Genomic DNA, 15,221 nt, shown 5'->3' with positions numbered 1-15,221 from the left:
CCCCAACCCCACCCATGGCTTCGCAATACGTCTTCACCATGACCTCGCGGATGGTCGCCATCGCGGCCACCTGCGTCCTGCTGCTGTTCATCCTGCTCTTCCTCCTGCTCTTCCTCCTGGGCATCGAGATCGGGCGGCGGCTGGCGCTGCCCCCGGCCCTGCCGGCCGCAGGCGCCCCCGCCGCCGCCGTGCCCGCACCGCCGGCCTCCGCGCCGGCCACCGCCACGGCCGCGCCCTGAAAAGCGCGGCCATCCACCCTTTTGCTGCCATGACCTCGACCTTCCCCTGCGCCCCGCGCCGCCGACCGTCGGCAGCCGCCGCCGCCCTGCGCCGGCTGGCCCTGACCTTCACCCTCGCGCTGGCCGGCCTGCTGCCGTCCGCCGCGCTGACGGCGGCCCCGGCGGGCGCGGCCGCGGCCACCACCAGCGCGCCGGCGCCGGCCGCGCCCGCACCCGTGGCGCACGCCCCCGTCTCGCCCAACGCCCTCGGCAGCGTGGTGCGCCTGCCCGACGGCCGCCTGCTCGCGCCGGACATCGCCCGCATCGTGACCCGCGGCGAGCTGGGCGTGGCCATGCTCAACGTGGACACGCCGCCGTTCTTCTCGTTCGACGACCAGGGCCGCTGGAGTGGTCTGGAGGTGAACCTGGCCCAGTCGATCGCCGACGAACTCGGCGTGAAGCTGCGCGTCAACCGCGACGCCGCCACCTTCAACGCGGTGGTCGACCTGATCGCGCGCGGCGAGGCCGACATCGCCATCAGCAAGCTCTCGCGCACGCTCGGCCGCACCCAGACCATCGCGTTCAGCGCGCCCTACCTCACGCTCAACCATGCGCTGATCCTCAACCGCGTGAAGTTCGCCCAGCTCGCGCGCGGCCGGCCGCTGCCCGAGGTGGTGCGCAGCTTCGACGGCAGCATCGGCGTGATCGCCAAGTCGTCGTTCGCCTACTACGCGCGGCGCAACTTCCCCAAGGCGAAGATCGAGGAGTTCCCGACCTGGAACGACGTCCTGGCCGCCGTGTTCGACGGCAGCGTCACGGCCGCCTACCGCGACGAGTTCGAGGTCAAGCGCGTGCTCAAGGCCGACCCGACCGTGGCGCTGGCGCTGCGCACGGTGATGCTCAAGGACCTGGAGGACACGCTGGGCGTCGGCGTATCGGTGGCCGACCCGAACCTGCTGGCCTTCGTCAACGAGTTCCTCGCGCAGCGCACCGAGAAGCTCGACATCACCAGGGTCCTCCAGGCCCTCGACAAGTAAGCCGCACGGACAGCGGAGCCTCTCATGGACATCAAACGTATCTATACCTTCGTGCTCAACCCGTGGGTCGTCGTCGGCAGCCTGTCGGCCGGCGTGGCCTTCGGCATGCTGGCGCCGGCGCGCGCGGTGGGGCTGGGCTTCATCGGCGACATCTACGTCGACCTGCTCAAGATGATCACGCTGCCCTTCATGGTGTCGGCCGTGGTCTTCAGCCTCCAGCGCCTGTTCCGCGAAGGCGGCACCGGCCGGCTGCTGGGCCGCGTGGCGGTCGTCTTCATCGGCTTCTCGATCTTCGTGGCCGTGGCCGGCGCGGTCACGCTGCTGGTGCTGCGCCCCGGCGAGAACCTGCCGCCCTCGACGATGGAGACCTTCGGCCACATCGTCGGCGGCGACCTCAGCGCCAACGACACCGAGATGCGCCTGCGCGGCGTGGACGAGCCCAAAAAGACCATCGGCTTCTCCGACGTGCTGATGAGCCTGGTGCCGGCCAACATCTTCTCGGCGCTGGCCAACGGCGACACGCTCAAGACGCTGGTGTTCGCGCTGCTGTTCGGCCTGGCCGTGGGCCAGGTGCCCACGCGCATCTCCGACGGCCTCACGCAGGCGCTGGAGACGATCTACCACGCCTGCCAGACGCTCATGAAGTGGCTGAGTTTTCCGCTGCCGCTGGTGCTGTTCTGCATGAGCGCGGCGCAGCTCGGCAAGACCGGCATCGAGCCGCTGCGGGCGATGGCGCAGTTCGTCGGCGCGTTCTTCGTGGTGTCGATCGCGATCCTCGCGGTCTCGGCCTGGATCATCTGGAAGCGCTCCAACGGCACGCTGGGCCAGACGCTGGGCGCGCTGCGCGGCCCGTTCGCGCTGGCCCTGGCCACGCGCAGCAGCGCAACCTGCATGCCCATCATGATCGAAAGCCTGGTCGAGCGGCTGGGCTTCGCCCGCTCGCGGGTGGAGCTGCTGGTGCCGTTGACGGTGTCGCTGCTGCGCGTGGGCCCGGTCGTGTACTACGTCTGCGCGACCATGTTCATCGCCCAGCTCTACGGCCGCTCGCTCACCGCGGTCGAGATCGCGATCGTGCTGACCGCCTCGGTGCTCGCGGGCTTCGCCTCGGCCGGCATGACCGGGCTGGTGACCGTCTCGCTGATCGGCATGACCTGCACCTACCTGGGCCTGCCGTTCGAGGCCGCGTTCATCCTGTTCCTCGCGGTCGACCCGATCTGCGACATGCTGCGCACGCTGGTGCTGGTGATCGGCAACACGGCCGCGGTCACCGTCGTCTGCCCCAAGCCGCTCAAGATATGAACACCACAGCATCCTCCCTGCCGCGGCGCGTCGGCGTGTTCGGCGGCATGGGCCCGCTGGCCACGGTGGACTTCATGGACAAGGTGGTGCAGCTCACGCCGGCCGCGCGCGACCAGGAGCACCTGCCGGTCATCGTCGCGAGCCTGCCGCACATCCCCGACCGCTCCACCGCCATCGTCGGCGGCGGCGCCGACCCGCTGCCGGCGCTGCTGGCCGGCATCGACGTGCTCAACACCATCGGCGTCGGCGTGGTGGCCGTGACCTGCAACTCGGCCCACCACTGGTATGCCCAGATGGCCGAGCGCAGCCATGCGCCGGTGATCCACATCGCCCATGCCTGCGTGGCCGCGGTGCCGCGCGTGCCGCAGGCCCGCGTGGCCGTGCTGGCCACGCGCGGCGCGCTGGCCTCGGGCTTCTACCAGGACGCGCTGCGCGCGCAGGGCATCGACCACTTCGTGCCCGGCGCGGCCACCGGCCAGGACGACGTGGACGCCTGCATCCGCGCGGTCAAGGCCGGCGACCTGGCCGCCGGCACCGCCGCGCTCGACCGCGCGCTGGCCGCGCTGGCCGGCGCCGGCGCGACCGCCGTGATCATGGGCTGCACCGAGATCCCGATCGCCGCGCGCGGGGCCGCGCCCACGCCGCTGGCACTGATCGACAGCACGCTCGAACTCGCGCGCGCCACCGTGGCCTATGCGCTGGAGCGGGGATGGAACCGGCCCTGATGGCCGGCGCGCCCCATATACTCCCCCCTATGTACCGCCATAACGCGCTTTCTTCTTGCACCTGGAGCATATACCCCCACATCTTTTGGACGGGACGGCACGGCTGAGATGGGCCTGCTGACCCGCCTCTCGCACAGCCTGCCGGCGCTGCTGGTGTGCCTGCTCGCCGGCTCGGTCGCGGGCCTCTATGCGCCGTCGGCCGGCGACTTCGCCTACGTGGCCGCGCAGGTCTACCTGTCTGTCGTGAGCATGGCGGCGATCCCGCTGCTGGTCGTGGCCACGTTCTTCGGGCTGCGGCAGACGATCGCGCTGCCGTTTCCGGGCCGCCGCATCGCGATGATCGCCGGGCTGGCGCTGGCGATCGTGGCGGCCTGCGCCGCCGTCGGCGTGACCGCCGGTTCGGTCGTGTCGCCGGGCGCCCACCTCGGCTCCGACGCGCGCGGCCAGCTCGGCGCGCTGGTCATGCGCGCGGGCAACGGCGGCGACGAGGCGATCGACCTGCTGGCCGACGGCCACCAGGTGGCCAGCGCGCCCGACCCGCGCCCCTGGCGGACGCTGCTGCCCGACAACTTCTTCCGCGCGCTGTCCGAGGGCCGCTCGCTCGGCATCCTGACCTGCGCGCTGCTGTTCGGCATGGGCTTCGCCACGCTGTCGCGGGCGCAGAACCAGACGCTCGCGAACCTGTTCGAGGCGGTCTACCGCGCGCTCGAACTCATTATCGCGCGCGCCAACATCCTGCTGCCGGTGGTGGCCTTCGGCATCGCCGCGCACGTGATGACCGTCACCGAGCCGGCCACGCTGCTCGCGATGGGCGGCTTCCTGCTGCAGTTCGGCGCGCTGGCCGTGCTGCTGTCGGCCGTGGCCATCGGCATCGTGAGCCGGCGCAGCGGCCTGCCGCTGCCCGCCGTGCTGGCGCACCTGAAGGCGCCGATGCTGGTGGGCATCGTGTCGTCGAGCACCACGGCCAGCATCCCGCACACCATCGAGGCGATGAGCGCGCGCCTGGGCTTTTCGCGCGGCATCGTGGAGCTGGTCGTGCCGACCGCCTCGGTCTTCCTGCGCGCGGGCTCGGCGCTCTACTACGTGCTGGTCGCCCTGTTCGTGGCCGGGCTTTATGATCGCGCGCTCGATGCGGCCGACATCGGCATGGTCTGCGTGGGCGCGACGGTCGCGGCCTTCGCCTCGGCCGGCAACAACAGCCTCACCAACGTCGGCTTCGCCGGCATGGTGCTGGCGCTGCTGCAGCTGCCGGGCGAGGCCGCGCTCGCGCTGTTCCTCGCGGTCGACCTGATCTGCGAAGGGCCGCGCAACCTGCTCACGCTGCTGGCGGCGTGTGCGCTGATCGCCATCGTCTCGGCCGGACTGCCCTCGGAACGGCAGACCGCGGCGACCGAGCTGCCCGCGGCGCCGCCGCAGCCGGTGCGCTTCGTGTTCTCGCGCCCGCAGCTTGCGCTGCTGGCCGGCGGCACGCTGGTGGCCGCCTTGCTGGTCGTGCTGCTGGGCGTGGGCGTGGGCGCCTCGCGCAGCACCGCGCCGCCGCCGGCGCCGCCTTCTGGAGTCTTGCGATGAATGGGACGAGAACACTGCTGCGCCGGGTGGCCGCCGCCCTGCTGCTGGCGCCGCTGGCCGGCTGCGCGCTGCCGGGATTTTTGAGCTTCAAGGGAACCAAAGTCGACTGGAGCGAGGTCACGCTGGCGGCCGCGCCGCTCGCCAACGACAACAGCCCGGTCGCGGTCGATATCGTGTTCGCGCTCGACGACGCCATGACCGACCGGCTGGCCGAGCTGCCTGCGGCCAAGTGGTTCGCCGCGCGCGCGGACCTGCTGAAGACCTATCCCAAAAGCCTTTCCTACCGCACCTGGGAGCTGGTGCCGGGCCAGACGCTGCGCGTCGCCGGCGACAGCTTCGGCTCGCCGCGCGTGGCCGCCGTCTTCGTCTATGCCGACTACGTGGCTCCCGGCGCGCACCGCGTGCGCGTGGAAAGCCTCAAGGGCCCGCTGCTCGTGCGCTTCGAGGCACGCAGCTTCGACGCGGGGCCGCCGCCGGCGCCCTGAGGCACCGCCGTCTCCCGCCCACAACAACCACCCTCCGCCCGCATCGCCGCCATGACCGAACCCGCCGCACCGCCGATCACCGACCGCATCGAGTGGCACGAGGGCATGCTGCTCGCGCCGCAGCACTTCCAGCAGCTCTCTTCGCGCCTGGACACGCTCGTGGCCTGGCAGACACTGGCCGCCGCGCCCTTCGCCTGGGGTGTGCGCCGCCTGGCGTTCGACACCGGCCTGCTGCCCTCGGGCCTGCTGCGCGTGCTGGCGCTCCAAGCCATCCTGCCCGACGGCACCGCGGTGCAGTACGACGCGGCCGATCCTTCGCACGGCGTGCTGGAGCTGCCGCTGGCGCCGCATGCCGAGCAGCTGGCGGGCGCGGCGCTGGACGTCTGGCTCACGCTGCCGGTGGCCGCCGGCGCGCGCCGCCGCGGCGCGCCGGGCCGCTTCCGCTCGGTGGCCGGCGCGCCGGTGGAGGACGAGGTCTCCGACGCCGAGCCGGCCGACATCCCGCGCCTGCTGCCGCAGCTGGCGCTGGTCGTGGGCGCGGTGCCGCCCGGCACCCACGTGCACCTGCGGCTCGGCAACGTCTACCGGGACAACGAGGTCGTCAAGCTCGGCACCCGGTTGCCGCCGCTGCTGGAGCTGGGCCGCGACAACGCGCTGTGGCAGCAGGTGTCGACGCTGCTCGGCCAGCTGCGCGGCAAGGCCGCCTTCGTGGCCAGGCAGACGGCCGTGCCGTCCTCGCGCGTGGACGACCGGCTGGCCCATCTCGAACTCAAGGACCGGTTGCGCAGCCTGCTCGCCGGCCTGCCGCTGGCCGAGGCTGTGCTGCGCACGCCGCACCTGCATCCGCTGCCGCTGTACTGGGCGTTGAACGGCCTGCTGGCTGCGCTGACGCTGCTGCGCCCGGGCGGCCTGCCGCCGGTGCCGGCGGACTACGACCATGGCGATCCGTCGGGCGTCTTCGTGCCGCTGCTGCTGGCGCTGGGCGAGGCGGTGTCCGAGGTGAGCCAGGAGTACCGCGAGCACAAGTTCGACTTCCGCCAGGGCGCGTTCGAATCGGTGCTGCGCGGCGAATGGCTCGGCGGCCCGCGCATCGTCGTGGGCCTGCGCGGCCAGTCCGAGCGCGACCTCGCGGCCTGGATGGACAGCGCCATCGTCGGCGCGCAGTCGGCCTACCCGTCGCTGCGCGAGCGCCGCGTGCTGGGCGCAGTGCGCACGCCGATCGAATCGGCCGACAAGCTCGGCCTGCGGCCGGGCTCGGGCTACAAGCTCTATGCGATCCAGACCAGCAGCGTGCTCACCGTGCCGGGCGAGACGCTGGTGATCGCCAACGCGAACGAGGGCGCGCAGGCCCAGCGCCCGCAGGAAATCGTGCTGTTCGTGAAGGATTAGGAATGAAGGACAACCCCCCGAGCGGCTTTGCCGCTGCCGCCTTCTCTCGCGGCGCTTCGCTTGCGGGAAGGGGGGCGGCGCCAGCGCGGCGGGGCGGCCCTTGCGCGGCGTCCGCTGGCCTCGGCCGCCATGCCCTGTGCGCATCGCGCGTCATGGAAGGACTCTGAGAATGGCACGTACGCCTACTGCGGAGCTGGCGGTCGACGACCACATCACCCAGCAGTTCCGCGCGTTCTACGACGAGATCATCCGGGCGCGCGACCGCACGGCCGATGCACGCGAGACCGACCCGAACGCTGTGGCCGCGGCGCTGGCGCGCCACCTGGAGAACCTGCTGGAGCTGCAGACGCTCGAATCGCGCCGCGAGAGCACCCGCTTCGAACTCGAGAACGTGGCCGACGCGCGCTACCTCAAGGCGGCGCTGGCCGACGAGATCCTGCTCAACACGCCCTGGATCGGCCGCGAGTTCTGGACGGCGCACCTGCTCGAATCGGCGCTGTTTCGCACCAACATCGCGGGCGACCTGGTGTTCACCCGCATCGAGGAGCTGCTGTCCGAGCGCGAGCCCTCGCGGCGCGACCTCGCGCGGCTCTACCTCTTCACGCTGGCGCTCGGCTTCGAGGGCAAGTACCGCGGCACCGGGGAGGACGCGCGTCTGCGCGGGCTGCGCGAGGAGTTGTTCCAGTTCGTCTACCAGCGCCAAGCCGACCTGTCGGGCCGCGACCGCGTGGTCTCCGAGCGCGCCTATGCGAGCACGCTGTCGCACATCGCGCCGCGCAAGCTGCCCACGCTGAGCCGCTGGAGCGTGGTCTTCCTGCTCTCGCTGGCGGCGCTGCTGGCCGTCTCCGAGCTGCTGTGGCTGTGGCAGTCCTGGCCGGTGCGCCAGGTGCTGCAGCAGCCGGGCGCCGCCGCCCCTTCCGTCCCATCGACCCGCTGACGCCGCCATGCTGACGGACTCGCTGTTCCTCCTCTCCATCGCGGTACTCACGGTCATCGTGCTGATCGTGCTCGGCCTGGTGCTGTACTTCGCCGCGCGTCGCTCGCACGCCAAGCCGTCGGCCGACCCCAAGGTCGCGCGCATCCGCTTCGACTCGCTGCGCAGCTCGTTCCGCCAGGCGGTCGAGCTCATCGAGGGCAACATCGCCTCGCGCGCCGACCGCTACGGCATCCCCTGGATCATGGTATTGAACGAAGGCGACGACCACCGCCCGCTGCCGATCGCGCAGTCCGGCGTGGCCAGCGCGCTCTCGACCGAATCGGCCTCGGCCGCCGCCACCCAGGGCATCGCGTGGAACTTCTTCGACCGCGGCGTGGTGATCGACATCCAGGGCGCCTACCTCGGCTCGCCCGACGACGACGACGCCTCCGAGAAGCCCTGGGACGAGTTCCTGAGCCTGTGCCGCGCCTACCGGCCGCAGCGCCCGTTCGACTCGGTCGTCGTCACCGTCCCGGCCGCGCTGCTGGCCGACGACAGCGCCGACGGCCGGCTCGAACTCTCCAAGCGCGCCAAGCTGGCCCACCGCAGGCTCTGGCTCGCGCAGAACCGCTTCGCCATGCGCTTCGCGGTCTACGTGCTGGTGACCGGCGCCGAGCAGGTGCCGGGCTTCTCGGCCTTCGCCTGCGCGCTGCCCGAGCCGATGCGCGCGAGCATGCTGGGCTGGTCGTCGCCCTACGACCTGTCGACCACCTACCAGTCGTCGTGGGTGGACGAGGCCATGGGCACCGTGGTGCGCTCCATCTCCGACACCTCGGCCGAGCTGTTCGCCAGCGCCGTGCCGCCGGGTGATGCCGGCGCCGCGCTGCTGCTGCCGGCGCGCGTGGAGGCGCTGCATGCGCAGCTCCAGCTCTACGTGGACGAGCTGATGCGCCCGAGCGCCTACCACGAGCTCTTCTTCTTCCGCGGCATCTACCTCACGGGCGACGCCGGCGAATCGGCCCAGGCCGTAGCGGCCATCGAGCACAGCGACGCGGCGGCGCTGGCGGCCGACGCGGTCGGCGACGTGGCGCCCGGCGGCGACCTGATCTCGCAGCTGATGCGCCAGCCGGCCTTCCTGCGCGACCTGTTCGAGAAGAAGGTCTTTCTCGAATACGGCCTGACCCGTCCGTCGCGCACGCAGGCGCTCGCGCGCCCGCTGACGCACCGCGTGCTGCGCTGGGGCGGCGTGCTCTTCCTCGGCGGCTGGGCCATCGGCCTGGGCGTGGCGACCTGGCAGCTGCACGTGCACAACCAGACGCTGGTAGCGGCGCTGGCCGAGCTGCAGAACGACGCGCTCTACCGCAACCGCGCGGTGCAGCGCGGCGAGGCCATTCCGGCCGCCTGGTACCGCAACAAGGCGCTGGCGCTGCTGGCGATGAACGAGCGGCTGCGCACCGAGGGCACGCATTCGGTCTTCATGCCGGGCTCCTGGCGCGTGTTCGACGACCTCAACGAGCGCGTCATCGAGCGCATCGAACGCGAGTTCGGCGACATCGCCGTGACCACGCTGCGCCGCGAGCTGCTGGCCCGCGTGGCCCAGCAAAGCGGCGTGGAGCAGGACGTGGTCGGCGGCGGCCTCATCGCTGGCGCGGCCTGCACGCTGCCGCCGAGCTTGCGCGCCGTGGCCGACGCGCCGCGCGGCAGCGGCCTGCAGCCCGAGGACCAGCCCGAGTTCGCCGCGCTCCAGCGCTATCTGGCAAACGTGGACCAGATCGACGCCGCCCTGGCCGCCATCGACCGCCTGCGCCAGGGCGCGGCCACCAATGCAGAGGACCTGCGCATCGCCGTGCGCTTCGCCCTCGGCGCCGAGCTGCCGGTCGATGTGGGCCGCAGCCTGCGCTACTTCCGCCTGGCTGCGGCCGACGGCGGCGCGCTCGTGATCCCGCTGCCGCCCGTGCAGGACGCGCTGCGCTGCGCGCTCGACCGCAGCGCCGCCGCGCTGGGTGCGCGCCTGTTCTCGGGTAACGCGCTGATCGCCTCCGAGCAGGTGCTGCTGGCCCGCCAGCTGCCGGCCGGCGGCGCGGGCGCGGGCGCGGCCGCCGACTTCCACCGCACGGTGGCCGGCTGGCGCGACACCGTCGCCGCGATCAAGAACCAGGAGGATCTGATCGCCACCGGCAAGGGCGGCTGGATGCGCCAACCCGTGCTGGCCTGGGGACCGGCCTGGGAGCAGACGCTCACCCGCATCGCCGCCAACCGCCTGCTCGGCCAGGATTCGGCCGACCGGGTGCGCGAGCGTACGCAGGACGACTTCCAGAAGCTGCGCGCCGAGTTCAACCTGCGCTTCGGCGGCCCGCAGCCGGGCATCGTCTGGAACGACAAGGACGGCCGCTTCGTCCTGGCGCCCGACCGCGTCGCGCTGCGCGACGCGCTCACCGGCCTGCTCAACCAGCCCTTCGTCGGCGCCGCGCGCGACCGCGACCTGCCCGCGCTGCCGGCGCGCTCGGTCATCGCCTGGGACCTGGCGCGGCTCGACGCCGCGCTGGCCCTGGGCGAGCAGCGCAAGCGCTACGCGGCCGAGGGGCTGGCCGCCTTCCCGCCAGCCGCACGGCCCGGCGTGGAGGCCGCGCTGAACGCCCAGTTCGCCCAGCTCGTCACCGACCAGGTGGCCGAGGCCGCCACGATCGACACGGTGCGCCCGTCCAACGCGCTGGCCGCGGCCGACGGCCAGGCCGCAGCGTTCGACGCGGCCCGCCAGCGCCTGGGCAAGATCCAGTCGCTGCTGACCGAGCTTGGCGCGCCCAACCGCGCCGAGTCCCTGCGCGCCCTGGCCTCGCAGGACGCGCTGGAGCACCTGCGGCTGGTGGACGAGGCCTTCGGCCAGTCGGAGCTCTACACCATGCGCGGCCGTGACTTCCAGGCCTGGCGCGGCGAGCGCGGCCCGGCCCTGGCGGCCTTCGGCGCGCCCGATGCGGCCTCGCTCGCGGCCTACCTGTCGCAGCAGTTCAGCCGCGCCGAGGCGCTCGGCAGGCTGGCCGAGACCTACATCGCCGCGCTCGACGGTGCCGGCGCCGGCTCGGTGCTGGCCCAGCGCTGGCAGGCCATCGACCGCGACCTGGAGCGCTACCGCCTGAAGAACCCCAACAGCAGCCTGCTGCTGCTGGAGCAGTTCCTGGCCACCACCGGCGCCGAGGCCGACCGCGAGACCTGCGCCGCCCGCCTCGTCGGCAAGGCGCCGGCGGGCCGCACCGGCGACTACTTCGGCGAGCGCCACGTGCAGATCTACAACGCGCTGCTGGCGCGCTGCTTCGAGCTGCACTGGCGCGACCAGCAGGACCAGTGGACACGCTATGCCGAGCGCTTCAACCGCACGCTGGCCGGCCGCCATCCGTTCGGCACCGCGCCCGCCTCGGCCCGCGAGTTCCAGGTGGCCGATCCGCAGGAGGTCGGCGAAATGCTCCAGGCCCTCGACCCGGTGGCCAAGGCGCTCAAGGAAACGCGCGTGGACGGCAACACCCGCTTCGCCGTGCCGGGCCAGGCGGCGCGCCGCTTCGTCGCCCAGTTCGAGCGGGTGCGCGACTTCCTCGCGCCGCTCTACCCGGGCGAGGAAGGCGCCGTGCCCGGCTACGACCTGGCGGTGGACTTCCGCGCCAACACCGCGGCCGAGATCGAGGGCAGCAAGATCATCGACTGGACGCTGGAGGTCGGCGACCAGGCGCTGCGCCTGCGCGACGCGCCGCGGCCGCTGCACTGGGAATATGGCACGCCGATCGCGCTGACGCTGCGCATCGCCAAGGACTCGCCGCTCATCGCCCGCGCCGACGCGCAGCAGGCGCTGCTCTCCACCGACGGCCGCAGCCTGACCTGGCGCTTCACCGACCCGTGGGCGCTGTTCACCTTCGTGCAGCGCCAGCGCGACGCCGAGGCCGGCCAGCGCGGCGACGGCCGCAGCCAGGTGCTGCGCTTGGAGTTCCCGCTCGCGGCGCAGTCGGCCGGCGACGCGGCCCTGGTGCCGGCCGGCGGCCGCGGCCGCGTGTTCCTGCGCATCGGCTTCACGCCCGCGGGCAAGAAGACGCCGCTGGTCTGGCCCGCCGTGTTCCTCGCCCGTGCCCCCGAGTGGAATCTTCCCTGATGGCCGCCTACCCCGAACCCGACACCTACTTCGCGCCCGACCTGGCGCCGCTGGTCGCGCCGCTCGAAGGCGGCGACGGCCCGACCGGCCCGTCGCTGCGCTACGACCCGGTCTTCGCCCGCATCCGCGAGGCCCGCACCGAGGACGACGCCTCGCTGCCCATGGGCGAATGGACGCGCCCGCTCAAGAAGGCCGACTGGCGCGCCGCCGAGGTGCTCTGCGAAACCGTCCTGTCGGAGCGCAGCAAGGACCTGCAGGTCGCCGCCTGGCTGGCCGAGGCTTGGCTGCACCGCCACGGCGTGCGCGGCCTGCTGGCCGGTGCCCGGCTGCTGCTGGCGCTGGCCGAAGGCTTCTGGGACGACGTCCATCCGCGCATCGACGGCGACACCGAGACGCGCACCGCACCGCTGGTCTGGGCCAGCGAGGCCCTGGCCCAGACGCTGCTGCTGCACCTGCCCATCGTGCCCTGGCCCGACGCAGTGCCGCCCTACATCCGGCTCTACGACTGGCAGCGGGCGATGGCCGCGGAGTGCGGCGGCGCCGTCCGCTTCGACTCGGCACCGCCGGCCAGCCGCGCCGAGATCCTGGAGCAGGCGGCGCGCGACCCGTGGGCGCTGGTCGCGCTCGACGAGGCGCTGATCGAGACCGGGTCGGCCTGGCAGGCCCTGGCCGGCGTGCTCGACGAGCGCCTGGGCGCCGACTCGCCCAGCCTCTCCAAGACCGCGGACACGCTGGGCCAACTGCGCCTGGCCGTGCGCAGCCTGCTCGGCGACCGCGATCCGCGCGGCGCCGCCGCTCCCCCGCAAGACCTGGGGTATACGCCCAGTGCGACCGAAGATGGCAGGCCACCAAGTGATACCCCTCCAGTGTATATGAGCGACAACCTCCCCCCCGCCGGCCCAGGCGCGGCCCTGCCTTCGCCCGACAGCCCGATCGCCAGCCGCAGCGACGCCTACCGGCTGCTGGAGCGCGTGGCCGAGTACCTGCAGCGCACCGAGCCCCACAGCCCCACGCCCTACCTGATCCGCCGCGCCGTCACCTGGGGCCGCCTGCCGCTGCCCGAGCTGATGCAGGAGGTGCTGCGCGAGGAAGGCGACCTCAACCGCTACTTCTCGATGCTGGGACTGCGGCAGGAATGAAACCCACGACCCCTCCGGAGCGCATCATGGCCGGCCCACCGAACCACCAACCGGATCAGATCAGCATCCTCGCTGCCCGGCATTCCGACTCTGCCAAGGCCCTGTTCGACCTGGTGGAAACGGCCGCGTCGCGGCAATACAGCCTGCGCACCGGCCGGCTCTGAGCGGGCGCAGTCCGCGCGCTGGCGCTCCTGTTCTTTGCCTGTTGTTTCGTGCCGCACCGGATGGCCGCCCGCCTCGCGGCCGGCCGAGGCCCGCACATCTTCTCGGGCCGGGCCGCGCGTTGGGCAGAATCGCCGCATGACCCATCCGATCCGCCGCGTACCGTACCGCACTTGGCCCGGCACGCTGGCGGTGCTGCTCGCCATCGCGGCCTACGTCGGCGGGCTGGTGTTCTGGGACCGCCATACGCCCGGCGACTGGGCGCTGCCCGCCGGCCGGACGGTGGAGATCGGCCAGGTGCGCTTCGTGCCGGCCGACGGCTGGCGCATGGACGTATCGCGCTCGCGGCCCGGCCGGACGCTGGTGCTGTTCAAGACAAGCCACCGCTTCGTGGTGACGCTCGGCGAGTGGGCCGGCGGGCCCGACGGCCCCGTGGTGCGCCAGCGCCGGCTGATGGAGCGCGGCCAGGGCCTGCGGATCGAGGGCGAACCCTCGGCCTTCTTCAACGCCTGGGGACTCGAAGGCAGCACCTTCGCCTACTACGGCTCCCGACGCAACGGCCGCTTCTGGCAGGTGGTCGACCTGCGGCGGCGGCTGCTGGCGCAGATCGACTGCTACGGCCCCGGCGACGGGCTCGACGAGGCGCTCATGGACGCGCGCCGGATGGTGGACTCGATGGACATCGGTGCCCCGGCGTGAGCGTGCCGTCCTTCGACCCGCAGCCGGCCTGGCCCGTCGGCACCGACTCGTTCCTCCAGCCGCGCCGCGCGGCGTTCTGGGCGCTGTCGGTCCTGATCCTCAACGGCCTGTTCTACACGGCCCGCACGTTCTCGCTGGGGCTGGCGGTGGTGCCGCTGACGGTCGGCCTGGGGCTGCTGGCCTGGGGCGGCTACACCCTCCTGTTCGTGCAGTTGCTGCGCCGGTTCGAACTGCTGGAGCAGCATCCGCCCGAGGCCTTCGTCCTGACCTTCGGCTGGGGCGGGCTGGGCGCGGTCTACTTCGCGGCGCCGGCCAACGCGGCGTTCCAGAGCCTGTGCAGCAAGCTGGTGTCGCCGGAGTTCGCCGCCGCCTGGGGCCCGGCCCTCGCCGGGCCGAGCACCGAGGAATTCCTGAAGCTCGCCGGCGTGTGGCTGCTGATCCTGGTCGCGCGCAACCAGTTCCAGACCCATCTGTCGGTGCTGGTCGTGGGCGCGATGGCCGGGCTCGGCTTCCAGGTGGTCGAGAACCTGAGCTACACCGTGAGCGCCGCCCTGCGCTTCCCGCTGGAGGCGCAGGTCGCGCCGGTGCTGCTCAACCTGCTGGTGCGCGGCGTGCTGGCCGGCCTGTGGTCGCACGCGGCGTTCACGACCATCGCGTCGTACGGCATCGCCTGGTATCTGCTGCATCCGCAGCGCTGCCTGGCGCGCCGGCTGGCGGTGGCGGTGGCCTTCTTCGCGCTGGCCTGGGCGCTGCACTTCGTCTGGAATTCGCCCCTGCTCGAACAGATGCTCGACGACGGCTATGCCAGCGTGGCGCTGCTGTCGCTCGCCAAGGGCCTGCCGGTGGTGCTGGCCGCGGCCCTGGTCTGGCGCATCGCCGCCGACGAGAACGGCGCCTACCTGCATGCGCTGGCCGCGTATTTCGTGCCCGAGCGCGAACTCATCCGCGACGACGAATGGCGCCGCCTGGGCGCGCCGCTGCTGCGCATCCAGGCGCGGCACGATGTCCGCAGGCGATACGGCCGGCGCGCCGGACGGCTGAAGGACCGGCTGCAACGCGAGCAGCTGCGGCTGATCCGCAAGGCTGCGACCTACGGGCGAGGCGCGCAAACCGCGGCCCATGAAGACGCCATCCGGCGGCTGCGCCGGGCTCTGGACACCTTGACCGCAGGCTCCTGATGACCTGCGGCCGGTCTTCCCGGCGAATCAATGCCGGATGCACGGAGGAGCACAGGTCTCCAGCCCGCAGCAAAGTTACCGCAGCGGCGAGAACGGCAGGGGCGCGGCGAGGGTGGAAGTCATGCGCGCGAGCGAGTCCGGGCCGCGAGCCTGTCCGAAATTTTGTGTGTGAGGCATAGCATGTCAATGAGGAGCATGTATGCCGACGAGCAAGACGAAAACGAAGAACGCAGCGATAGCCGCCCGAACGGCGGCGTTGCCCACGATCCCCAA

13 protein-coding genes are annotated in these 15,221 nt (G+C 72.4%); all 13 read left to right on the top strand.

Annotated elements, in window-relative coordinates:
* Positions 1 to 14: 14 nt before the first annotated feature.
* The 13 genes from GAK38_RS15535 to GAK38_RS15475 all read left to right on the top strand — a co-directional run bounded on the left by GAK38_RS15535 (position 15) and on the right by GAK38_RS15475 (position 14,948).
* On the top strand, positions 15 to 239 hold the full coding sequence (locus GAK38_RS15535) for a hypothetical protein (RefSeq protein ID WP_325345655.1): 225 nt from the start codon (positions 15 to 17) through the stop codon (positions 237 to 239).
* A gap of 29 nt (positions 240 to 268) precedes the next feature.
* Positions 269 to 1,255, top strand: a complete 987-nt coding sequence (locus tag GAK38_RS15530) for a substrate-binding periplasmic protein (RefSeq protein WP_325345654.1) — start codon at positions 269 to 271, stop codon at positions 1,253 to 1,255.
* Between the two features lie 24 nt (positions 1,256 to 1,279).
* Positions 1,280 to 2,554 carry a dicarboxylate/amino acid:cation symporter gene (locus GAK38_RS15525; RefSeq protein WP_325345652.1) on the top strand — a complete coding sequence of 425 codons (1,275 nt, stop codon included), beginning with the start codon at positions 1,280 to 1,282 and terminating at the stop codon, positions 2,552 to 2,554.
* Entirely contained in the window at positions 2,551 to 3,279 is a 729-nt protein-coding gene (locus GAK38_RS15520; RefSeq protein WP_325345650.1) for an aspartate/glutamate racemase family protein, read from the top strand. The genes GAK38_RS15525 and GAK38_RS15520 overlap by 4 nt, the downstream gene beginning before the upstream one ends.
* 108 nt (positions 3,280 to 3,387) lie before the next feature.
* Positions 3,388 to 4,848 (top strand): dicarboxylate/amino acid:cation symporter, encoded by a 1,461-nt coding sequence (locus tag GAK38_RS15515; RefSeq protein WP_325345648.1) that lies wholly within the window; start codon positions 3,388 to 3,390, stop codon positions 4,846 to 4,848.
* Positions 4,845 to 5,333 carry a hypothetical protein gene (locus tag GAK38_RS15510; protein WP_325345646.1) on the top strand — a complete coding sequence of 163 codons (489 nt, stop codon included), beginning with the start codon at positions 4,845 to 4,847 and terminating at the stop codon, positions 5,331 to 5,333. The genes GAK38_RS15515 and GAK38_RS15510 overlap by 4 nt, the downstream gene beginning before the upstream one ends.
* Positions 5,334 to 5,384: 51 nt before the next feature.
* Positions 5,385 to 6,722, top strand: a complete 1,338-nt coding sequence (gene tssK, locus GAK38_RS15505; protein WP_325345644.1) for a type VI secretion system baseplate subunit TssK — start codon at positions 5,385 to 5,387, stop codon at positions 6,720 to 6,722.
* Positions 6,723 to 6,891: 169 nt separating this feature from the next.
* Positions 6,892 to 7,659, top strand: a complete 768-nt coding sequence (icmH, locus tag GAK38_RS15500) for a type IVB secretion system protein IcmH/DotU (protein WP_325345642.1) — start codon at positions 6,892 to 6,894, stop codon at positions 7,657 to 7,659.
* 7 nt (positions 7,660 to 7,666) lie between these two features.
* Positions 7,667 to 11,770: a type VI secretion system protein gene (locus tag GAK38_RS15495; RefSeq protein ID WP_325345640.1), complete on the top strand. Its 4,104-nt coding sequence runs from the start codon at positions 7,667 to 7,669 to the stop codon at positions 11,768 to 11,770.
* Complete coding sequence (gene tssA / locus GAK38_RS15490; protein ID WP_325345638.1) at positions 11,770 to 12,909, top strand: type VI secretion system protein TssA; 1,140 nt, start codon at positions 11,770 to 11,772, stop codon at positions 12,907 to 12,909. Before GAK38_RS15495 ends, tssA begins: the two co-directional genes overlap by 1 nt.
* A 26-nt stretch (positions 12,910 to 12,935) precedes the next feature.
* A complete protein-coding gene (locus tag GAK38_RS15485; RefSeq protein WP_325345636.1) occupies positions 12,936 to 13,073 on the top strand; it encodes a hypothetical protein in 138 nt (45 codons plus the stop codon).
* 136 nt (positions 13,074 to 13,209) lie between these two features.
* Positions 13,210 to 13,770, top strand: a complete 561-nt coding sequence (locus GAK38_RS15480; RefSeq protein ID WP_325345634.1) for a hypothetical protein — start codon at positions 13,210 to 13,212, stop codon at positions 13,768 to 13,770.
* Positions 13,767 to 14,948 (top strand): PrsW family intramembrane metalloprotease, encoded by a 1,182-nt coding sequence (locus tag GAK38_RS15475; RefSeq protein ID WP_325345632.1) that lies wholly within the window; start codon positions 13,767 to 13,769, stop codon positions 14,946 to 14,948. Before GAK38_RS15480 ends, GAK38_RS15475 begins: the two co-directional genes overlap by 4 nt.
* Positions 14,949 to 15,221: the final 273 nt, after the last annotated feature.

This window comes from Xylophilus sp. (genome assembly GCA_009914555.1).
In the GTDB taxonomy this organism is placed as follows: Bacteria; Pseudomonadota; Gammaproteobacteria; order Burkholderiales; family Burkholderiaceae_C; genus WNDY01.
This window is presented reverse-complemented; position numbering and strand designations above follow the sequence as displayed.